The 20,501-nt window shown below is 72.7% G+C and carries 21 protein-coding genes; 9 read left to right on the top strand and 12 right to left on the bottom strand.

All coding sequences use genetic code 11. The features are described 5' to 3' along the window. Positions 1-9: 9 nt before the first annotated feature. The 3 genes from IF129_RS12565 to IF129_RS12555 form a co-directional block, all read right to left on the bottom strand. Positions 10-339 (bottom strand): hypothetical protein, encoded by a 330-nt coding sequence (locus tag IF129_RS12565; RefSeq protein ID WP_224754853.1) that lies wholly within the window; start codon positions 337-339, stop codon positions 10-12. 65 nt (positions 340-404) lie between these two features. After that, entirely contained in the window at positions 405-683 is a 279-nt protein-coding gene (locus tag IF129_RS12560; RefSeq protein WP_191209676.1) for a ribbon-helix-helix domain-containing protein, read from the bottom strand. Between the two features lie 66 nt (positions 684-749). Further along, on the bottom strand, positions 750-1,061 hold the full coding sequence (locus IF129_RS12555; RefSeq protein WP_191209675.1) for a chorismate mutase: 312 nt from the start codon (positions 1,059-1,061) through the stop codon (positions 750-752). Positions 1,062-1,314: 253 nt separating this feature from the next. Here IF129_RS12555 and guaA point away from each other — a divergent pair, with 253 nt between their 5' ends. Then, positions 1,315-2,928, top strand: coding sequence for a glutamine-hydrolyzing GMP synthase (gene guaA / locus IF129_RS12550; protein WP_381481392.1), 1,614 nt, complete (start codon positions 1,315-1,317; stop codon positions 2,926-2,928). A gap of 107 nt (positions 2,929-3,035) precedes the next feature. On the opposite strand, the gene IF129_RS12545 is transcribed toward guaA, so the two are convergent. Then, positions 3,036-3,479, bottom strand: a complete 444-nt coding sequence (locus IF129_RS12545; protein WP_191209674.1) for a cold-shock protein — start codon at positions 3,477-3,479, stop codon at positions 3,036-3,038. Positions 3,480-3,706: 227 nt separating this feature from the next. On the opposite strand from IF129_RS12545, the gene IF129_RS12540 reads away from it, so the two are divergent. Beyond that, positions 3,707-4,492: a thioesterase II family protein gene (locus IF129_RS12540; RefSeq protein ID WP_191209673.1), complete on the top strand. Its 786-nt coding sequence runs from the start codon at positions 3,707-3,709 to the stop codon at positions 4,490-4,492. A 110-nt stretch (positions 4,493-4,602) separates the two neighbouring features. Here IF129_RS12540 and IF129_RS12535 read toward each other — a convergent pair whose 3' ends face one another. Together IF129_RS12535 and IF129_RS12530 are read right to left on the bottom strand one after the other, a co-directional pair. Further along, positions 4,603-4,791, bottom strand: coding sequence for a DUF397 domain-containing protein (locus IF129_RS12535; RefSeq protein ID WP_191209672.1), 189 nt, complete (start codon positions 4,789-4,791; stop codon positions 4,603-4,605). 2 nt (positions 4,792-4,793) lie between these two features. Continuing rightward, positions 4,794-5,672 carry a helix-turn-helix domain-containing protein gene (locus IF129_RS12530; protein ID WP_191209671.1) on the bottom strand — a complete coding sequence of 293 codons (879 nt, stop codon included), beginning with the start codon at positions 5,670-5,672 and terminating at the stop codon, positions 4,794-4,796. 170 nt (positions 5,673-5,842) lie between these two features. Between IF129_RS12530 and IF129_RS12525 the strand changes: the two genes are divergently transcribed. Next, entirely contained in the window at positions 5,843-6,259 is a 417-nt protein-coding gene (locus tag IF129_RS12525; protein ID WP_191209670.1) for an ATP-binding protein, read from the top strand. 33 nt (positions 6,260-6,292) lie between these two features. On the opposite strand, the gene IF129_RS12520 is transcribed toward IF129_RS12525, so the two are convergent. Both IF129_RS12520 and IF129_RS12515 read right to left on the bottom strand, forming a co-directional pair. Continuing rightward, the gene (locus IF129_RS12520; RefSeq protein ID WP_191209669.1) at positions 6,293-7,003 is read right to left on the bottom strand and encodes a LuxR C-terminal-related transcriptional regulator; all 711 of its coding nucleotides are present in this window, start codon (positions 7,001-7,003) and stop codon (positions 6,293-6,295) included. Further along, positions 7,000-8,277, bottom strand: a complete 1,278-nt coding sequence (locus tag IF129_RS12515; protein ID WP_191209668.1) for an ATP-binding protein — start codon at positions 8,275-8,277, stop codon at positions 7,000-7,002. Before IF129_RS12515 ends, IF129_RS12520 begins: the two co-directional genes overlap by 4 nt. 136 nt (positions 8,278-8,413) lie before the next feature. Here IF129_RS12515 and IF129_RS12510 point away from each other — a divergent pair, with 136 nt between their 5' ends. Together IF129_RS12510 and IF129_RS12505 are read left to right on the top strand one after the other, a co-directional pair. Continuing rightward, positions 8,414-9,859 carry a PspC domain-containing protein gene (locus IF129_RS12510; protein ID WP_191209667.1) on the top strand — a complete coding sequence of 482 codons (1,446 nt, stop codon included), beginning with the start codon at positions 8,414-8,416 and terminating at the stop codon, positions 9,857-9,859. After that, complete coding sequence (locus IF129_RS12505) at positions 9,856-10,107, top strand: hypothetical protein (RefSeq protein WP_191209666.1); 252 nt, start codon at positions 9,856-9,858, stop codon at positions 10,105-10,107. Before IF129_RS12510 ends, IF129_RS12505 begins: the two co-directional genes overlap by 4 nt. Positions 10,108-10,133: 26 nt before the next feature. On the opposite strand, the gene IF129_RS12500 is transcribed toward IF129_RS12505, so the two are convergent. Continuing rightward, a complete protein-coding gene (locus IF129_RS12500; protein ID WP_191209665.1) occupies positions 10,134-10,646 on the bottom strand; it encodes a DoxX family protein in 513 nt (170 codons plus the stop codon). A gap of 464 nt (positions 10,647-11,110) precedes the next feature. Here IF129_RS12500 and IF129_RS26945 point away from each other — a divergent pair, with 464 nt between their 5' ends. Both IF129_RS26945 and IF129_RS12490 read left to right on the top strand, forming a co-directional pair. Beyond that, entirely contained in the window at positions 11,111-13,207 is a 2,097-nt protein-coding gene (locus tag IF129_RS26945; RefSeq protein WP_191209664.1) for an ADP-ribosyltransferase, read from the top strand. Between the two features lie 105 nt (positions 13,208-13,312). Further along, the gene (locus tag IF129_RS12490; RefSeq protein ID WP_191209663.1) at positions 13,313-13,699 is read left to right on the top strand and encodes a hypothetical protein; all 387 of its coding nucleotides are present in this window, start codon (positions 13,313-13,315) and stop codon (positions 13,697-13,699) included. A 36-nt stretch (positions 13,700-13,735) separates the two neighbouring features. Here IF129_RS12490 and IF129_RS12485 read toward each other — a convergent pair whose 3' ends face one another. Beyond that, positions 13,736-14,827 (bottom strand): C40 family peptidase, encoded by a 1,092-nt coding sequence (locus tag IF129_RS12485; RefSeq protein WP_191209662.1) that lies wholly within the window; start codon positions 14,825-14,827, stop codon positions 13,736-13,738. A 199-nt stretch (positions 14,828-15,026) separates the two neighbouring features. On the opposite strand from IF129_RS12485, the gene IF129_RS12480 reads away from it, so the two are divergent. After that, positions 15,027-15,380, top strand: a complete 354-nt coding sequence (locus tag IF129_RS12480; RefSeq protein ID WP_191209661.1) for a hypothetical protein — start codon at positions 15,027-15,029, stop codon at positions 15,378-15,380. A 43-nt stretch (positions 15,381-15,423) separates the two neighbouring features. Here the strand turns inward: IF129_RS12480 and IF129_RS12475 are convergent, their stop codons facing one another. Beyond that, positions 15,424-16,056, bottom strand: a complete 633-nt coding sequence (locus IF129_RS12475; protein ID WP_191209660.1) for a DUF1707 SHOCT-like domain-containing protein — start codon at positions 16,054-16,056, stop codon at positions 15,424-15,426. A 67-nt stretch (positions 16,057-16,123) separates the two neighbouring features. On the opposite strand from IF129_RS12475, the gene pcrA reads away from it, so the two are divergent. Continuing rightward, the gene (pcrA, locus tag IF129_RS12470; RefSeq protein ID WP_191209659.1) at positions 16,124-18,616 is read left to right on the top strand and encodes a DNA helicase PcrA; all 2,493 of its coding nucleotides are present in this window, start codon (positions 16,124-16,126) and stop codon (positions 18,614-18,616) included. A 91-nt stretch (positions 18,617-18,707) separates the two neighbouring features. Here the strand turns inward: pcrA and IF129_RS12465 are convergent, their stop codons facing one another. Continuing rightward, complete coding sequence (locus tag IF129_RS12465; protein WP_318153699.1) at positions 18,708-20,381, bottom strand: M23 family metallopeptidase; 1,674 nt, start codon at positions 20,379-20,381, stop codon at positions 18,708-18,710. Positions 20,382-20,501: the final 120 nt, after the last annotated feature.

Raw genomic sequence — 20,501 nt, 5'->3', positions numbered from 1 at the left:
GGGCTGGTTTCAGAGGGCTTTGATCAGAACCTGGTCGCCGCAGAGCGTTTTGAGGTCATCCGGGTCTGACGTGTAGAGCACGACGTTGCCCGGAAGGCGCCGTGCGATCACGGCGAGGGCCGCGTCGATGGCGTGCGTGTGGCCGTGGAGTCCGGTCTCCGCGAGGAGCGCGATGGCCTCGTCGGCGGTTCGGTGGGTCACCGGTTCGACGACGATGCGTGACATGGCCCATCGCCAGGCCGCACGCTTCACGCCCGAGTGATGGGCCTCGATGAGCGTCATGGAGCTGGTGACCACACGGATGCCGGTGCGGTGGGCGTCCAGAAGCCGCGCTGTCATGGCGCGCTCACCTCGGGCTGCCCGCGAGAGACCTTCGCAGTCCAGCACGTAGCACGAGATGCCCATCAGCCGGCCAGTGGTACGTCGCGCCCGGACTGCGGCTGCCGCTCGACGAAGAAGCGTTCCGAGTCGCGGCGCTCGGCCTCGGCCGCCGCGAGCTCGGCGTCGGTCACCGGGCCGTGCTCGGTCTCCAGGAAGGCCACGAGTTCTCCCAGCCGGTCCTGCTCGCGCTGACGCCTTATGGCATGGGAGACGTAGGCGCTGAAGCCGCCCGGACCGACATCCCGGCGGATCTCCTCGGCAAGGTCCTCGGGCAGGGTCACCGTGTACTTCCTGGTTGCCATACCGTTCACCATACCCGGGTCCGCCCCCGGCGGCGGGTCGGAACCGGGGGCGGACTCGGGCGCGGTTCAGACGCGGCCTCGGGAGAGTTCGAGCAGGGTCATCGCGAGCGTCGTGCCGTGGCCGCCGAGCTCGGTGCGGAAGCGGGTGAGGATCTCCATCTCCCGGGAGAGGTGGACGCGGCGCCCGCCGCCGGCGATCCGGGCCTCCTGGACGGTGGCGGAGACGGCCATGCGTTCCCGGACGAGGGCGATGATCTCGGCGTCGAGGGCGTCGATGCGTTCGCGGGCCGTCGCGATCTCGGCTTCGGGGGAGGCGGGGGCTGTGGTCTCGCTCACGGGGGAGGCGGGGGAGGCGGTCGTGGTGGTCGCGGTGGTCATGGAGGGGCTCCTCGGTGGTGGGGAGCCCCGGTCCGTCGTGTCGGCCCGGGTGGGTGGGGAACGCACAGGCGCCCCGGGCCTTGATCGGCCCGGGGCGCCTGTTGGGGTCTGTGGTGTCGCCTACGCGCGACGACGGTCGACCTGACGGCAGCCGGACGGGCCGGTGCCATAGGTAAACCAGAAGCGGGGGTGCATAGGCATGCGGACAGTATGCCACGGGGGGTGCCGTACGGCGTCGGTAGGATGGGTGGACATTCCTCCCGCTCCACCGCCGAAAGGCCGTCTCGTGGCTTCAGTGCCCACCCCGCCGGACGTCGTCCTCGTCGTCGACTTCGGCGCGCAGTACGCCCAGCTCATCGCCCGCCGCGTCCGCGAGGCCCGCGTCTACAGCGAGGTCGTCCCCTCGACGATGCCGGTGGACGAGATGCTCGCGAAGGACCCGAAGGCGATCATCCTCTCCGGTGGTCCCTCCTCGGTCTACGCCGAGGGCGCGCCCCGGCTCGACGCGGCGCTGTTCGAGGCCGGAGTGCCGGTCTTCGGCATGTGCTACGGCTTCCAGCTGATGGCCGAGCTGCTGGGCGGCCGGGTGGACAACACGGGCGCGCGGGAGTACGGACGGACGCCGCTGGCGGTCAGCAAGCCGGGCTCCACGCTCTTCGAGGGCACGCCGGTCGACCAGAGCGTGTGGATGTCCCATGGTGACGCCTGCTCGGCGGCCCCCGAGGGCTTCACGGTGACGGCCTCCACCGACGTCGTCCCCGTCGCCGCGTTCGAGAACGACGAGCGCAAGCTGTACGGCGTCCAGTACCACCCCGAGGTGATGCACTCCACCCACGGGCAGCAGGTGCTGGAGCACTTCCTCTACCGGGGTGCGGGTCTGGCGCCGAGCTGGACGGCGGGCAGCATCGTCGAGGAGCAGGTCGCCGCGATCCGCGCGCAGGTCGGGGAGAAGCGCGCCATCTGCGGCCTGTCCGGCGGGGTGGACTCGGCGGTCGCGGCGGCCCTCGTCCAGCGGGCCGTCGGCGACCAGCTGACCTGCGTGTACGTCGACCACGGCCTGATGCGGCAGGGCGAGACGGAGCAGGTGGAGAAGGACTTCGTCGCCGCGACGGGCGTGCAGCTGAAGGTCGTGGACGCGGAGAAGCGCTTCCTGGACGCCCTGGCCGGCGTCAGCGACCCGGAGCAGAAGCGGAAGATCATCGGCCGGGAGTTCATCCGCGTCTTCGAGCAGGCGCAGGCCGAGCTGGTCGCGGAGGCCGGTGAGGAGGGCGCGGAGGTCGCCTTCCTGGTGCAGGGCACCCTCTACCCCGACATCGTCGAGTCCGGCGGCGGCACCGGTACGGCGAACATCAAGTCGCACCACAACGTCGGCGGGCTGCCGGAGGACCTGGAGTTCGAACTCGTCGAGCCGCTGCGGCAGCTGTTCAAGGACGAGGTCCGCATGGTGGGCCAGGAGCTGGGCCTGCCGGAGGAGATCGTCCAGCGGCAGCCGTTCCCCGGCCCGGGGCTGGGCATCCGCATCGTCGGCGAGGTGACCAGGGAGCGGCTGGACCTGCTGCGCGCGGCGGACGCCGTCGCCCGCGAGGAGCTGACGGCCGCCGGGCTCGACCGCGAGATCTGGCAGTGCCCCGTCGTGCTGCTCGCCGACGTGCGGTCGGTCGGCGTGCAGGGCGACGGCCGGTCCTACGGCCACCCGGTCGTGCTGCGGCCGGTCTCCTCGGAGGACGCCATGACGGCGGACTGGTCCCGGCTGCCCTACGACGTCCTGGCCCGCATCTCCACGCGCATCACGAACGAGGTGCCGGACGTGAACCGCGTCGTGCTGGACGTGACGAGCAAGCCGCCGGGGACGATCGAGTGGGAGTGACGGCCCACCGGCCGTCACTCACGTGACGTCGCCGCCGTCCGCGGGTGCGGGCGGCGGCGTTCTCACGTACGGCGTGACCGGCGCCGTGCACCGGCGGACCGGTGAGTTCAGGCCGTCAGCCAGCCGTGGCCGCGCGCGAGCCGGTCCAGCCGCTGCCGCACGGCGACGATCTGGTCGCCGGTCAGCGTCGGAACCGACTCCAGCAGGGCCTCGGTCAACTCCTGCCGGAACTCCCGCGACGACAGGACGTCGCACAGCACGTCCTCCTCGCCGTCGGTGTCGGCCGCGAAGGCCGCCTGCGAGAAGCGCTCGGAGGCCGACGCGCTCCCCGCACCACGGGGCGCCGCCTCCTCGGCGAGGCTGACCATCGAGGCCTTGGGGCCCCGGTCGCCGTGTTCAAGGCGGAACTCGACTACGGCTCCGGGCTTGTACAGGTTCTTCTCGTCGCGCAGGTCGTTGGCGTGCATGAAGATGTCCTCGCCGCCGTCGTCCGGGACGATGAACCCGTACCCGCGCACGTCGTCGAACCGCACCACTCGCCCCAGAGCCACCGCGCACCTCACCACACCAACAACTTCTCCCGACAGGACCCGGGCACGATACCCCAGCGGCCCGTGACGGGGCTCCGGCCCGGTGCGCGGGCCCGTGGAGCGGGCCGGAGGGAAGCGAGTGAGGGGTCTGAGGGGGTTATGCGGGGCGCGGGCCGGGCCGTAACGTAGTGATCATGTCAGGGACGGCGCCGTCAGCGGGGCCGGATTCAGGGGGAAGGACGAACGACATGTCGGCCGCATCCGGTCACCACGAGCGCTGGCTCCGCAGGTTCGAGACCGCGCCGGAGGGAGCCACACGGCTCCTCGCGCTGCCCCACGCGGGCGGCTCCGCACCGTACTTCCTGCCCCTCGCGCGCGCCCTGACCCCGGAGCTGGACGTCGTCTGCGCCCAGTACCCGGGCCGCCAGGACCGCTACCGCGAGAAGCCCCTGGAGAGCATCGAGGCGCTCGCGGACGGGCTGTTCGAGGCGCTGTCGTCCGAACCCGCCGGGCCCCTGGTGCTGTTCGGCCACAGCATGGGCGCCGTCCTCGCCTACGAGCTGGGCCTGCGGATCGAGCGGCAGGGCGGCGCCGACGTGCTCGGCGTCATCGCCTCCGGACGGCGCGCGCCCACCCGGCACCGCGCCGAAGAGGCGGTGCACCTGCGTGACGACGACGGGATCATCGCGGAGATCCGCGCACTGAACGGGACCGACCCGGGCGTGCTGAACGACGACGAGCTGCTTCGCATGGCGCTGCCCGCCCTGCGGGCCGACTACCGGGCCGTCGAGACGTACCGGCACCGGCCGGAGGAGCGGCTGCGGGCGCCCGTCAGCGTGCTGACCGGGGAGAGCGACCCCCACGTGACGCAGGAGGAGGCCCGTGCCTGGCAGGAGCTGACCGACGGCGCCTTCCGCTACCAGTCCTTCCCCGGCGGCCACTTCTACCTCGGCACCCAGCAGGCGGCCGTCACCCGGGCGATCCGCGAGAGCGTCGCCGCGTTCCGGCCCGCCCCCTCACCGACCACGCCCTGAGGCGGTACGGCGAAGCCCTCGCGCCGCATCGGAGGCGTGCCCCCTGGTCACGCCGCTACGAGCGCCGTGCGTCCGTGTCGGCTTCGGCCGGGTGCACGGCGCCGGCCATGTCACACGGGGTGCTCATGCCTCACGGTGGCGAGGAACGCCTTCCAAGCGGTGGGCGTGAGAAGCAGGCTGGGCCCACTGGCCACCTTGGAGTCCCGCACGGCCACGGCAGACCGGAGGTTGGTGGCCACCTCAACGCACTCCCCACTCCCGCTGCTGTAGCTCGACTTGCGGAACTCGTACTCGGACACGCTCAGAACTCCTTACGGATGCCATCGATCAGTGACAGTGAGTCGCTCTGGGCGAGTGCTTGTCTAGCGGTGCGATCGAAGAACGTGCGGTACTTCGAACTGTCCTCTTCGTTCTCCGCCCAGACCGTCGAGCCGATCGTATCCGTGTGGACCACATCGGCTGCCTCGTCCTCCGTGAAGCTGATGATCGTGAAGGAGCTCGCAGCACAGGCGTGGGCGCCTGCCTGGAACGGCAGCACCTGGAGGCGCACAGTAGCCAGCTCAGCCACCTCCCGCAGTCGATCGAGCTGCGCGCGCATCACCCGTCGACCACCGACGACCTGACGGAGCGCGGCTTCCCACACCACGGCGTACACGTGCAAGGGAACCTCTTCGTGCAGGCGACGCTGACGTTGAAGCCTCGCGTTGACCGCGCGCTCGACCTCGTCGGGATCGTCCCAAGCGCCTTCCCCGACGGCAAGGGCACGTGCGTATGCGGCCGTCTGGAACAGTCCGGGAACGAAGGCGAGTTGCCATGTCCGTACCTGGCTCGCCACGTCCTCCATGGCGATGTACTCGCTGAGCGCTCCGGCCTTCGGTAGCTGCTGCCACCAACCCTTGGCTTTGCGACGTTCGCGGTCGAGTTTCGCCAGGTTGAGCAGGGACGTGACGGCCGCTGGGTCGTGCAGGCCGTAGAAGTCACAGAGGGCGCGGATGTCGGGGTCACGAATCGGCACCCACCCGCGCTCCATCTTGACGACCTTGGTCGCGGTGGCGCTGAGCGCTTCGGCGGCCTGCTGTTGTGTCCTCCCCGCCGCATCGCGCAGCCGTAGCAGTTCGTTGCCGAGCTTGCGCCCGAGAACGGTCGAAACCCGATTGCCGTGCTGTGCCCGCTGGTTCACGTCAGCAGTCTGTCCGTTTCGTTGGCGTCAGTCGAGGTTGGGGAATTAATTCCCCAAGAATATTGCTCCCAGAGCGACTACTCGATACTCTCTGTGTTCAAGTGATCACGTCGCCGGCTGGTCGAGAGGAACACGTGACCTGGCTTCAGCCTGCGAAGGGATGGGGAACCATGGACGCAGCACAGCGCTCGCTGACACCGGTGAAGCAGGAGGACCGGCTGGACTACACGCCCTACCCGGGCAGCGTGCAACTCGCCCGGCGGCGGGCTGCGCGCCTGGCGGCGGAATGGGGGTTCGTGGACCTCGCCGGGGATGTGGCGTTGATCGTCAGTGAGCTCGCCGGCAACGCCCTCCTGCACGGCTGCATGCCGGGACGTTACTTTCGGGTGCGTCTGGTGCTGACGGCGACGGTGCTGCGCGTCGAGGTCACCGACCCGCGTGGCGAACGCCGACCGCGTCGGCGCGAAGCGGCGGACGACGAGATGTTCGGTCGCGGCCTCCTGATCGTGGAGGCGCTCGCGGCCCGCTGGGGCGTCACGCCCCGCACGGTCGGCAAGACGGTGTGGGCAGAGCTGGACCTGACCTGAGCGGGGCGGGCCGAACGGCCGGGCTCGCCCGGCTCAGACCAGGCGGCGGGCGGTGGCCCAGCGGGTGAGTTCGTGGCGGTTGGAGAGCTGGAGCTTGCGCAGCACCGCCGAGACGTGCGACTCGACCGTCTTGACGGAGATGAACAGCTGCTTGGCGATCTCCTTGTACGCGTAGCCGCGCGCGATGAGCCGCAGCACCTCCCGCTCGCGCTGCGTCAGGCGGTCCATGTCCTCGTCGACCGGTGGGGCGTCGGTGGAGGCGAAGGCGTCGAGGACGAAGCCGGCCAGGCGCGGCGAGAAGACGGCGTCCCCGTCGGCGACCCGGAAGATCGCGTTCACCAGGTCCGATCCCGTGATCGTCTTGGTGACGTAGCCCCGCGCGCCCCCGCGGATCACGCCGATGACGTCCTCGGCTGCGTCCGAGACCGACAGGGCGAGGAACCGCACCGGCCGGTCGATCGCGCCCATCAGCGACGCGCTGCGGCGCAGGACCTCCACGCCGCCGCCGCCGGGCAGGTGCACGTCGAGGAGGACGACGTCGGGGCGCGTGGCGGTGATGACGGTGACGGCCTGGTCGACGTCGCCCGCCTCACCGACGACCTCCACACCCGTCGCCGGGGTGTCGCCGATCTCCGCCTGGACGCCGGCCCGGAACATCCGGTGGTCGTCGACGAGGACGACCCGCACCCGGCGGTCGGCCTCCTGGCTCACGGCCCGCTGTCCCGGTGACGTCTCGCCGCTCATGGTGTCTCCGCCCTCTCCATCTCCAGCTCCACTTCGGTGCCCTCGCCGGGCGCGGTGCGGATGCGCGCCGTACCGCCGTTGCGCTCCATCCGGCCGATGACGGACTCGCGCACGCCCATCCGGTCGGCGGGCACGGCGTCCAGGTCGAAGCCGGGGCCCCGGTCGCGGACGGAGACGAAGACCGTACGGCCCTCCACCTCCGCGAAGACCTGGACCGCGCCGCCCCCGCCACCGTACTTGGCGGCGTTGACCATCGCCTCGCGCGCCGCCTGGACCAGCGCGGCCAGCCGTTCGTCGCACGGGCAGTCGCCCACGCACACCACCTCGACCGGCACCCCGTGGTGGTCCTCGACGTCCGCCGCCGTGGCCTTCACGGCGGCCGCGAGGGTCTCCGGGCGGTCCGCGTCGTCCTCGGCGGCGGCGCCGGACGCGCCCTTGTAGAGCCACTCGCGCAGCTCCCGCTCCTGGGCCCGCGCCAGCCGGGCCACCTCGCGGGCGTTGTCGGAGTTGCGCTGGATGAGGGTGAGCGTGTGCAGCACCGAGTCGTGGACGTGGGCCGCCACCTCGGCCCGCTCCTGCGCGCGGATGCGCATCAGCCGCTCCTCGGACAGGTCCTGGGTGATGCGGACGAGGTAGGGCCCGGCCAGGAGGGCGATACCCACCAGCACGGCCACCGACGCCTGGAGCACCGCACCGAACTGCTCCGCCGAGCCCTGGATGACGACGAAGCCCGACACCCCGACCCCGACGAGCACCACCCCGGCGGCGCTGCGCGCGATCGGCAGCAGCCCGCGCCGCCGGCTCACCTCCGTCCAGTGGGCCCGGCGCGCGTTGTCGGCCTGCCGCCACACGACGGCCACCCCGACCCCCATCACCAGCAGCGGCCACACGTAGGCGTTCGCCCGGCCGAACTGGAGGTTCGCACCGAGTGCGAAGAGCGCCGCCACGAGCACCAGGACGGCGAAGACCTGTCCCCGGTCCGGCCGCCGCAGCCGCCGCCCGGCACCGGCCCGCCCCGGAGGCCGGGTGCCGGGCGCCGGGGCGTCCACGCCGCCCGCCCCCAGCGGCACGACGAACCAGAACACCGCGTACAGCAACGCGCCCAGCCCGCTGGTGAAGAAGAGGATCAGGAAGACGACGCGGACCCACAGCACCGGCAGGGCCAGGTGCCCCGCGAGGCCGCGCGCCACACCGCCCAGCCAGCGGCCCTCGCTGCTGCGGTACAGCTTGCGCAGGGCAGGGGGCTGGTCGGGGGTGGGCGTGGCGGTGGTCATGGCCCGATGGTCACACGCGGCCGGTGGGGCGGGCATCAGGGTCATCCCCGACACCGCCCCCGAAGCGGAATCTCAGGGAAGCCTCCGGGACGTCCCCGGATGCCCTCCGCCACGGGGACCGGCCACCATGGTCGGCATGGTGAGTGACGAGGGCGACCGCACGGGTGCCGAAGAGGGTGGCGCGGGGACGCGGGCGGCACAGGACGCGGCGCCGGACGACGAACGGTCCGCCCTGCCCGAGCGGAGCAGGCGGAACAAGGTCGTCGCCGGTGTGTGCGGCGGGTTCGCCCGGCACTACGACGTCGACCCGGTGATCCTGCGCGTTCCGCTCGCCGTCCTCTCCGTCATCGGCGGCCTCGGGCTGCTGCTGTACGGCTTCGCGTGGCTGCTGCTGCCGCTGGAGGGCGAGGACGAGAACGAGGCGCGCCGGCTGCTGTCCGGACGCGTCGAGGGCACCGGACTCGCGGCCGTCCTCCTCACCCTCGCCGGGAGCGGGCTGATGCTGGCCTCGCTGAGCGGCGACCAGCGCGGCGTCTCCTTCTCCCTGCTGGTCCTCCTGGCGCTCGCCGCCGGGCTCTACTGGTCGCAGCGCCGCCGCCGGGAGGCGGCCGCCGACGCGGAGGCCGGGCCCGAGCCCGTCTCGCAGGTACCGCCCGAGGCGCAGGCGCCGCCCGTCCCGCACGCGCCCTCGTGGTGGCGGGAGCCGCTCACCAAGGACCCGCGGGCGCCGGGTACGGGGTACCTGTGGGGCCCGGCCGACGCCGTCCCGCAGGAGCCCGCCGACGGTTCCCCGGCTCCGCCCGTCCCGCCGTGGGGCGGACAGGGCTTCCCCGGAGACGGCGCGTGGCCCGCCCGTCCCGCCCCGACGGCCCCCCGGCGTCGGGGGCGACGGCTGGGCTGGGCCGTCGTGCCCGCCGCTCTCGTCGCCGGCTGGATCGGGGTCGCCGCCACCTGGGACGGCGGTGCGCTGTCCACGACGCTCGTGACGGGGCTGGGCTGCGCGCTGGCCGTGCTGGCGCTCGGCCTGGTGGTGAGCGCCTTCGCCGGTCGGACGGGCGCCGGCACCGTCCTCGTGGCCGTCATGACCGCCGGTCTGCTCACCGGTGCCGCCGCGCTGCCGGAGGACCTGTCGACGTCCTGGAGCCGCACGCGCTGGGAACCCGCGGCGGCCGCGGACGTCCGGCCGCACTACGACCTGGGAAGCGGCGAAGGCGTCCTGGACCTGTCCGGGATCGACCTCGCCGAGGGCGAGACCGTCCGCAGCGCGCTGACGGCGGAGGTGGGGGAGGTGCGGATCGTCGTGCCCGAGAACGCCCGGCTGGTCCTCGACCTGGACATCTCCCTCGGCGGCTACCGGGTCCCGGGCACGTCGCCCTACGGCGACGGCCGGGAGGGCGGCGGCGTCAGCGTCGACGAGACCGTCACCCTGCGGCCCCGGGGCGACGCCGAACCCCGGGGCACGATCCGGCTGAGCGTCAAGCTGCTGATGGGCGAGACCGTCGTGGAACGGGCCATCGTGGAACCGGCGGCGGAACAGGAGGCCGGTCGGGAAGCGGTCGGCCGGGATGAGGGGCAGCAGTGAACGACACCGTGCACCGTCGGCGTTTCGAACCGGTCAGGTTCGTCCTCGGGCTGGGGCTCCTCGCCCTCGCCGTCTGCCATCTGCTGCGCGAGCGCGGCGATCTCGACGTCTCCGCCCTCGCCCTCGCCCTCCTGCTGCCCGGCGTGCTGCTCGCGGCGCTGTGCGTCGCGGGCGTCCAGCAGCTCGCACGGGGCGTGCGCCGCCGCAAGGGGGACGGTGGCGGCCCGCCGCTGACGGACGGCCGGTGAGCCCCCTCGCCCGCCCCCAACGGACGTCAGCCGAACAGCTGCCCCCCACGCCGGCGACGACGGGCCGCGACGGCGGCGTCGAGCGACAGCATCGGCGCCCCGGCCATGATCAGCGGTACCCACGCCATGAGGTACGGAAGGTCCTGGCTGTAGTAGTACGGCCCGACGTCCCAGCTGATCGTCAGCCAGAAGGACAGCGAGATGAGTGCCCCGCCCAGCGCCGCGACCCTCGTGAGGAGGCCGAGGAGCGTGCCGACGCCCACGGCCAGTTCGCCGAGGGCGATGGCGTAGCCGAACCCCTCCGGCTGGGTGAGCGCCAAGTCGAGCAGCCAGGGGGCCGCCGCGCCCGGAATGGACTGGAGCAGGCCCTCCATCGACTCCGGGTAGCCGGGGTCCGTCAGCTTGTCGAGCCCGGCGTAGAGGAACGTCACGCCGAGGAAGAGGCGCAGCGGTAGCAGGGCGTAGCGGGCCGCCGTCTCGCGCAGCCCGCCCGGCTCCCTCAGCTGTCGGTGGTGGCCCGCACCGTTCGTGTACGTCATCGCCCTGCCCGCCCTTCTCCCGCGCGGACGTCGTCGGGCGTCCGCGGCACGGCCGCTTCTCGCCGATTGTCCTGCTCATGCCTTCACCAGGCCATACGCGGCGCGGGGGCGCGGCGTTCACGGGACACCGCTCGGCGTCCGGTCCGTCCGCCGGGGCGCGCGACGGGACGGTGAAGAGGACGTGCGATGTACGCGAAGGAGGCGGGGGCGCGTTGTTCCGGCCAGGCCCCTGCTGATAGGTGTGGTTTCGAGCCATCGGCCGGGTGGTGAACGGGTGGCACGGACACGACGGGAGCCCGGCCTGCCGGGTCGGCGAGCGAGGATCGTAGAGGGGGGCGGGGGCTGTGGTGGATCGGGTGGATCCGTCGGGGGTGCCGTCGTTCACCGGTGATTTCGGGTTGCTGGAGGAGGAAGCGGCCGCGTTGACGGAGGACGCGGGTGCGATCCGGGATACCGGTTCGGGTGTGCATTCGACGTTTCAGGGGTTGTCGGCGTTCTACACGGCGCCGGAGGCGGAGCAGTTGTTCGGTTCCACCCGGCCGGTCTCGGACCGGGCGGATGGTTTCGCCGATGATCTGGAGAAGGTGGCGGGGGCTCTGGTCGGGTTCGCCGAGGAGGCGCGTCCGATCGTGGCGAGGCTGGAGCGGTTGAAGGGGGAGGCGCAGTCGTTCGTCGACTCGGTCAAGGACGATGACGAGTGGACGTATGACGAGGAGAAGATCGAGACGAACAACGCGTTGGTGGGGGACATCTCGGCCGCGGTGGCGGAGTTCTGGGCGGCGGAGCGGTCGGCGGCGAACAAGATCACGGCGTTGGTGAACGGGACGCGGTGGGTGGCGAACGACGGGTCGGACGGCGCGAACATGTACGGCCTGAGTGTGGAGGACATGCGGCGGGCGGGGGAGACGCCGTGGGGGAGGATGGCCGAGGAGGACCACCACTGGTACGAGGTGGGTCACTGGGTCAAGAGTTATGTGTGGGACGGGTTCATCGTGGACGGGGTCTGGGGCACCCTGACGGGTCTGGGTGGCCTGGTGGGGTTGCAGGGGTGGGAGACGTTCAAGGATTCCTGGAAGGGTCTGGGCCAGTTGGCCACCGGCATCCTGATCATCGGCTCCCCGTTGCTGGCGGCGGCGACGTACGCGGTGGCGCCGGAGGGGGCGCGGACGTGGATGAAGGACAGCCTGAACACGACCAAGGAGGTCGGCAAGTCGCTGGTGGCGTGGGACGAGTGGGGTGAGAACCCGGGGCGTGCGGCGGGGTTGGTGACGTTCAACGTGCTGACGACGGTGGCGACGTTGGGTACGGGGACGGCGGTGCGGGGTGCGAGTGCTTCGGGGACGGCGGCGCGGGTGATGAACGCGGCCGGGCGGGTCGGCCGGGTGGTGGACCCGATGACGTACATCGGCAACGGGTTGAGCGCGACCTTCCGCGGGCTGCCGAAACTCACCGACGTCACCTCCGGCCTCGCCGACCTCAGCGCGGTACGCGCCGTCGAACTCCCCGACGGGACGATGCGCCTCCCCGACGGCACCACCGTCACGCCGGGTTCGCCACTGCCCGAACTCCCGCCCGGAGCCGGCGCGGTGGAGACGCCGGACGGTTCCGTCATCGCTCCCGACGGCACGGTGCTCCACCCGGACGGCTCGGTGCGGTCGCCGGGTCACCCCGCCGAAGCGGCCGACCAGGCGCCCGTGGAGCTGAGCGCGGCGGACCGCGCCGTCCTGGACGGTGCTCCGGGAGCCGCGCAGCCGGAGCCCGTGGGCGTCGGCGCGGGGCAGACCGCCGGGGACGCCACGGCCCATGCGGGCGGGGACGTGCCCGATGCCCCGGGCCCCGGGTCCGGCCCCTCCGGCGGCTCCGGTTCCTCCGGTTCCGACGCCTCCGGCCCCGTGAACGGCGGCGGGGACGGCGTCGACCCGATCACGCCCGCCGAGTGGAACAAGCTCACCCCGGACGAGAAGGTCGCCTTCGCCGAGGCCGAGCTGAAGAACGACGCGGTCACGTTCGCGGACAACACCGAGGCCCTGCACTACGGAGCCACCTACTGGAACGACTACGCGGAGCACATGCCGCGGTCCCAGCAGGACGCGGTGCACGACTACACGATGGAGCCGCCGCACAGCGGGCCGACGTACGTGGAGATCAACGGCTACCTGCGCGGTGACGCCTCCCTGGGGACGCCCGAGGTGCTGCACGACATCGCGGAGATCGACAAGGCCATGAACGGGCGGCCCGTCGGGGAGACGCTGACCGTCGTGCGGGGCACCGGCCTCGGGCACTACGGCATGCCGCCGCAGGCCATGGAGGGCAAGGTCTTCACGGACGACTCCTACATGTCGACGTCGCTGGGCGACACGGCCCCGGCGTTCAGCGGCAAGGAGGCGGTGCTGCACCTCCGCGTCCCGAAGGGCACCCCGGCGCTGTGGGTGGAGAAGGTCTCCGCCTTCGGTGCGGGGGAGCGGGAGCTGTTGATGGGGCGCGGGACGCGGTACCAGGTCACCCGCGTGGTCATGCACAATGGGCAATGGCAGGTCTACGGAGAGATCCTGCCCCCGTAGGGCAGGCGGACGCACGTGGTGCGGTGAAGGACACGTAGGTTCAGGCAGGTCCGGACCGTCCCGGTCACCGGGCGACGCCGGGCCGTGGACGAACGGGTGGAGCACATGGGCAGCGACGGCCATCTGACGCCTCGCATGACGGAGGACCTGCGGCCGAGGGCGGTCGGCGGGTCCGAGGACTACGGCTACGTCGCCGAGGGGCCGGTCAGCTACGTCGCGGTCGGCTCCGGCGAGGGTGTGCTGGGCTTCCTGTGGGCCTCCGACGCGGAGGACGCCGCCGGGTTCGAGCCGCGTGGCGGTGCGGGCGACGCCGCCTTCAACGCCGCCGTGGCCTGGGCCGGGCTGCTGCGCGAGTGCCGGGCGAAGGGACTGGACCCGACGCAGGCGCTGGCCGAGCTCTCGCGCGACGGCGGCGACGAGGCCATCGGCCGGGCCGTCCCCGGCACCCTGGGCCAGGCCCCCACCCTGACCGCTCTGCGCGAGGCCCCGTGACGGGCCGGTCCTCCTGAGCCGTTGCGGGCTCCGGCCTCACGCCGGGCGGGTGGCGGCGGCGAAGGGCATCGTGTCGATCCGGTCGACGCGGACGGTCGAGCCCGTCCGGGGGGCGTGGATCATCTGGCCGCCGCCGATGTAGAGCCCCACGTGGCTGAGCCCCTGGTAGAAGAAGACGAGGTCGCCGGGGGCGAGTTCGGCGCGGGAGACCCGCCGGCCGGCGTCCACCTGCGTGTACGTCGTGCGGGGGAGGTAGACGCCCGCCGCCCGCCACGCGGCCTGGGTGAGCCCGGAGCAGTCGTAGGCGTCCGGCCCGGTCGCGCCCCAGCCGTAGGGCGTGCCGATGGCGTTCCGGGCGAAGGCGAGCGCCTGGGCGGCCCGTCCTCCCGGCGCCGGGGCGGGGCGTGGGGCGGGGGCCGTTCCCGTACCCGGCGTCGCGGGGCCCTCCTCGGACCCGCCCTCGCCCGGTCGGCCGCCGTCGTCCGCACGGTCGGTCGCGTCCGTCCGGTCCGGCGGCGTGAGACGGCGCAGCAGGCTCCTGGCCTCGGCCAGCTTGGTCCGCGCGGCCTCCTTGTGCCGCCGGGCCTCGCGTTCGGCGGCGCGTACGGCACCGGCCTTCCGGGTGCCCTCCTCGCGCAGCTGGGTGCTCTCGCGGAGCAGACCGCGCAGGTTCCGCAGGGTGCGGTGCTGCCGCAGCCCGACGCGTTCCCGGGTGGACGCCCGGCGCAGGAACTCCTCGGGCGTGGTGGACAGCGCCAGTCGCGCGGCCGGTTCGGCCACGCCGCTGCGGTACTGCGCGGTGGCGTGGGCACCGAGCGCGTTGCGGGCGGCGTTGACGCGTCGCGTCGCGCGGGCCGATCCGTCGCGCAGGGAGTCCAGCTGACGTGCCGCTGTGCGGGAACGTTCCTTCGCGGCGTGGTGCAGCTCCGCCGCCGCCTCGGCCTCCCGGTGCAGCTGGTCCACCTCGGTGCGCACCTGCCGTGCGTCGGGCCGCGGGGCGGCGACGGCACCGCCGGCCGACGCCGCGGCCGTCGCGGTCGCCGCCCCCGCCAGGGCGAGACTCGCCCAGGTTCTCGGGCGTGAGCGGTCACGGGTGCGGGGACTGCGGTGCTTGCGATGCGCTGCCATGGGGTCGGACGCTAGGCCGCCGCTCGCCCCCACGGCCTGCGGATGACCGGCATCGCCCGGATACGGTCGTCTGCGACCGGTCGTGACGCCGCGCCGACCGGACTTCCGTCGGCGCGCGACCCGGTCCGACCGAACGGCGGCCGTCCCCACGCCCCGGCCCGGTCGCCGCCCCCGGCGGCCCGCCCGTTACCCTCCGGCCATGGACGTCCTGATCAACCTCTTCGTGGCTCTCCACATCATCGGTATCGCCGCCCTGCTCGGCGGCTTCCTCTTCCAGACGAAGGCGCTGCGCACCGGTGGAGCCAGGATGCTGCCGGGCATGCTGCACGGTGCGATCACCATGCTCGTGACGGGCGTGTGCCTCGTCGGTCTGCACCAGGCGGACGGGAACGAGGTGAACAACCTCAAGATCGGCGTCAAGCTCGCGGTGCTGGTGGTGATCCTGGGGCTCGTCTACGTCAAGCGCGACGAGGCCAAGGTGCCGTCCCCCGTCATGGGGACCGTCGGGCTGCTCACCGTGCTCAACATCTTCATCGCGACCCTCTGGACGTGACCGGCCGCCGCCGGGCCGGGGCCACCGCCCCGCCCCGGCCCGCTCACGCGCCGCCGTCGCGCCGCCTGAGCCACTGCTCCCAGCGGTTCGGGTAGCGCACCAGCACCTCGCCCAGGGCCAGCGAGCCCGTCACCTCCAGGGTGGGTGCGCCCGGTGCCGGCGGCTCGACGGCCTTGTTCCTGACGGACCCGACGTGGGCCCGCACCCCGTGCGTCCGCACCGACCAGCCGTGCGGGACGACGATCGTCACGTCCCCCATGCCGGCCTTGACCTCCAGGGCGACCTCGGGCACCCGGCAGACCGCCTGGCTGAAGTCGATCTTCACGCTGCCCATCCGCGAGTGCGCGGAGATCCGGCGCGGCACTTCCCAGTGCCCGGTCTGCGTGATGTCCCCGGCGCCGGTCTTGAGGACCATCGGCTGGTCGACGGACGGCGGCGGGGGCGGCGCCGTCGGCGCGCGGTGCCCCGGGAGGTCCGCGGTGAGGGGCGCCAGCTCGCCGTACGTCTTCGCCTCGAACGTCCGCTCCAGCCGCTCGTGCAGCTCCGAGAGGTCGATCCGTCCGTCACCCGCCGCCTCGCGCAGCACCTCCGCGACCGCCTCCCGGTCGGCGTCCGAGGCACGCAGCCCGGGGTCGTGGTCGGGGTGGGGCACGGGCGCACGGGAGGCGTCAGTCATACCGGCCAGTCTAGAAGCCCGGAACCGCGTGAGGACCGTCAGCGGCGCACCCTAGACTCGGTAGGCGATGAGCAGCCTCTTCGACGACAACTTCCTGGCCCACCTCGAACCCCCCGCGGAGGACGAGCCGCCGCCTTTGGCCGAGGGCGGCCCCGGTGTGCCCGGGCAGGCCGGCCACGCGGAGGAGGAGGTGCCCGACGGGCTGTTCAGCGGCGCGTACGCGGGCGGGCGCGGGCCGCAGGCCCACTACCGCGACGGTGCGCCGCGCCCCGTCATCGACCCCGAGGCGCTGCTCACCGGGCTGAACGAGCAGCAGCGTGCCGCCGTCGTGCACCACGGCTCGCCGTTGCTCATCGTCGCGGGCGCCGGTTCGGGCAAGACGCGTGTGCTCACCCACCGCATCGCCCACCTCCTGGGCGCCCGCACGGCGCACCCCGGCTCGATCCTCGCCATCACCTTCACCAACAAGGCCGCGGGCGAGATGAAGGAGCGGGTCGAGGAGCTGGTCGGGCCGCGCGCGCGGTCGATGTGGGTCTCGACGTTCCACAGCGCGTGCGTGCGCATCCTGCGCCGGGAGAGCAAGAAGCTCGGCTTCACCTCCTCGTTCTCGATCTACGACGCGGCCGACTCCCGGCGTCTGATGGCCCTGGTCTGCCGCGACCTGGAGCTCGATCCCAAGCGCTACCCGCCGAAGTCGTTCAGCGCGAAGGTCTCCAACCTCAAGAACGAGCTGGTCGACGAGGAGGACTTCGCCGGGCGGGCGGGCGACGCCTTCGAGAAGACGCTCGCCGAGGCGTACACGCTCTACCAGGCGCGGCTGCGCGAGGCCAACGCCCTGGACTTCGACGACATCATCATGACCACGGTGCACCTGCTCCAGGCGTTCCCGGACGTCGCCGAGCACTACCGCCGGCGCTTCCGGCACGTCCTGGTCGACGAGTACCAGGACACCAACCACGCGCAGTACACGCTGATCCGCGAACTGGTCGGCGTGGGCGAGGCCGTGGGCGAGGGCAACGGGGAGCAGCCGGCCGTCGAGCGGGCCGAGCTGTGCGTCGTCGGTGACGCCGACCAGTCGATCTACGCCTTCCGGGGCGCCACGATCCGCAACATCCTCCAGTTCGAGGAGGACTACCCGGACGCCACCACGATCCTGCTGGAGCAGAACTACCGTTCCACGCAGACGATCCTCTCCGCCGCCAACGCCGTCATCGAGCGCAACGAGAGCCGCCGTCCGAAGAACCTGTGGACGCGGGAGGGCGCGGGCTCGCGCATCACCGGCTACGTCGCGGACACCGAGCACGACGAGGCGCAGTTCGTCGCCGAGGAGATCGACCGGCTGACGGACGCGGGTGACGCCGGCCCCGGCGACGTGGCGGTCTTCTACCGGACGAACGCGCAGTCCCGGGTGTTCGAGGAGATCTTCATCCGGGTCGGGCTGCCCTACAAGGTCGTCGGCGGGGTGCGGTTCTACGAGCGCAAGGAGGTCCGGGACGTCCTGGCCTACCTGCGCGTCCTCGCCAACCCGGAGGACTCGGTGCCGCTGCGCCGCATCCTCAACGTCCCCAAGCGGGGCATCGGGGACCGGGCCGAGGCGATGATCGAGGCACTGGCCTCCCGGGAGCGCATCGGCTTCCCCCAGGCGCTGCGCCGCGTCGACGAGGCGTACGGCATGGCCGCCCGCTCGGTGAACGCCGTCAAGCGGTTCAACACGCTCATGGAGGAGCTGCGCACGGTCGTGGAGTCCGGCGCCGGGCCGGCCACCGTGCTGGAGGCCGTCCTGGAGCGGACGGGCTACCTGGCCGAGCTCCAGGCGTCCACCGACCCCCAGGACGAGACGCGGGTGGAGAACCTCCAGGAACTCGCCGCCGTGGCTCTGGAGTTCGAGCAGGCCCGGGCCGAGGACGACCCGGGTACGCTGGCCGACTTCCTGGAGCAGGTCGCCCTCGTCGCCGACTCCGACCAGATTCCCGACGAGGAGGAGCGCGAGGAGGGCAGCGGCGTCATCACGCTCATGACCCTCCACACCGCCAAGGGCCTGGAGTTCCCCGTCGTCTTCCTCACCGGCATGGAGGACGGCGTCTTCCCGCACATGCGCGCGCTCGGGCAGGCCAAGGAGCTGGAGGAGGAGCGGCGGCTGGCGTACGTGGGCATCACCCGCGCCCGGCAGCGGCTCTACGTCAGCCGGGCCGGCATGCGCAGCGCGTGGGGGCAGCCGGCCTACAACCCGCCGTCCCGCTTCCTGGAGGAGATCCCCGCCGAGTACCTGGACTGGCGGCGCCTCGGCTCCGGCCCGGCGGGTGCGGCGGCCACGGCGGGGGTCCGCTCGTCGTCCACCGCCTCGGTGCGGCGCGGCGGTTCGGGCTTCGCGACGCGGCGGGTGCAGGACCGGCCGGTGGTCTCCCTCGCGGTCGGGGACCGGGTCACGCACGACAGCTTCGGGCTCGGCACCGTCGTGTCCGTGCAGGGCAGCGGTGACAAGTCGGAGGCCACGATCGACTTCGGCGACCCCAAGCCGAAGCGGCTGCTGCTGCGGTACGCGCCGGTGGAGAAGCTGTAGGAAGGACGCCCGGCGGGCTCCGCGCGCATCCGTGCGCGGGGCGCTCGGGGGCGTCGTTGCCGACGTCGGGTCTGATGTCGGGGCGGGCCGGTCAGGTGGGGTCGAGGCCCTTGCCCCGGAACCAGGCCACCGGGTCCACGGCGGAACCGCCGCCGGGCCGGACCTCGAAGTGCAGGTGCGGACCGGTGGAGTTGCCCGAACTGCCCGCGTACCCGATCGTGTCGCCGGCCTTGACCTGGCCGGAGCGGATGCGGGTGCTGCTCAGGTGGCAGTACCACGTCTCGGTGCCGTCGGCGGCCGTCACCACCATCATGTTGCCGTAGGCGATGTCCCAGCGGGTGGTGACCGTGCCGTCGGTGGCGGCCTTGACCGGGGTGCCGTAGCCGACGGGGAAGTCGATGCCGGTGTGGACCGACATCCAGTTGATCCCGGCCTGGCCGTAGTAGGCGCTCAGCCCGCGCTGGTCCACGGGGAGGGCGAACTTCGGCCGCATCGCCTCGCGCTTCGCCGCCTCGGCGGCCTTCCGCTCCCGCTCGGCCTCCTGACGCGCCTTGAGGTCGATGCGCTCCTGGGTGCGGCTGGCGCGGTCACCGAAGTCGCGCACGTCGGCGGAGAGGCCGGCGAGCTGGGTGTCCAGCTTGTTGTTGACGGCGGCCGGCTTGACGGTGTCGGCGTCCGGTGCGGCCTGGGCCGGGGTGTCCTCCGCGCTCTCGGCCACCCCGCCGCCCACGGAGGCGGCGGCGATCCCGGCCACGCCCATCACGGCCACCGAGGGGACGGCGACCGTCAGCAGCGCGGAGCGCTTCGGCTTCGCCGCCCGGCGGCGGCGCCCGCCCCGTGCGGCGGGCACGGCACCCGCCGACGGCGGTGCCGACGTGGGCGTCGCCCCCGCGTCCTCCGGCTCCGGCCAGGCGTCGTCCGCCTCGGAGACCGGGGGCAGGTCGTCGCGCGTGTCGTCCTCGGCACGGCCCGGGGCCTCGGGATGGCCCGCGAGGTCCGTGCCGTACGGGTCGTCCTGGGCGTGGGCGTGTGCGTGGGCGTCGGCGTCGACCGGCGGGCCCTCCGGGGCCTCGTGGCTCTGCGGGCCGTCGACGGCGTGGGCACCGGTGTCCCAGGCTTCGGAGCTGTCCGCCCAGCCGTGGTCGGGCTGCGTGGGGATGGCGGAGAGCGGGTTCTCGACGGCGGGCCAGCTCTCGGCCGTCCAGCTCTCGGCGGTCAGCGGGTCGTACGCGGTGCCCGCCCCGTACGGATCTGTGGAAAAGCCGCCGGTTTCGTAACCGGCGGCCGGGGAAAACGCGTTGCTGTCCTGATCAGAAGGGTGAAGGGTGGTGAGGTCGACCCCCGCGCCGTACGTCCCGGTGCCGTACTCCGTCATGCCGTACGCGGTGTCGCCGTACGCGGAGCCGTCGTACGTCGGGTTCCCGTAGGAGGCCCCGTCGTAGGAGGACGTGTAGGAGGGCGCGTCGTGGTCGGGCGTCGTGAAGGGAGAAGAGGTGAAGGGGGTCTGCTGGATGGGAGAACCGTCGTAGCCGGGGGCGGCGGGCTGCGCCTCGGCCGTCCCGTGCGCCGCGTGCCGGCCGTCGTCCGGCAGCGCGCCGAACAGCGGGTCGTCGTCGCCGTATCCGGTACCGGTGTACCCGTGGTCCGCGTCGGTGACGGCGTAGCCGTGTGCGGCGGCCTGCCCGTAGGGGTCCTCATAACCGGCGTAGCCGGAGAACCCGGAACCTGCGGGGGTCGTCAGACCCGACGGGGGACGGTCGTTCACCAACTTCTCTTTCGCCTCGGAGACAGGGGCTGCCAGAGCAGTGCGGCGACTGTACCCGTCCCCTCGTGACGCCGACAATCTTCCGCAGGTTTTGAGCGGGCGAACTGCGGGCAGCAAGAC

The sequence above is a fragment of the Streptomyces chumphonensis genome (assembly GCF_014779715.1).
In the GTDB taxonomy this organism is placed as follows: domain Bacteria; phylum Actinomycetota; class Actinomycetes; order Streptomycetales; family Streptomycetaceae; genus Streptomyces; species Streptomyces chumphonensis.
The sequence above is the reverse complement of the archived record's forward strand: the minus strand, read 5'-3'. Positions and strand labels throughout refer to the sequence as shown.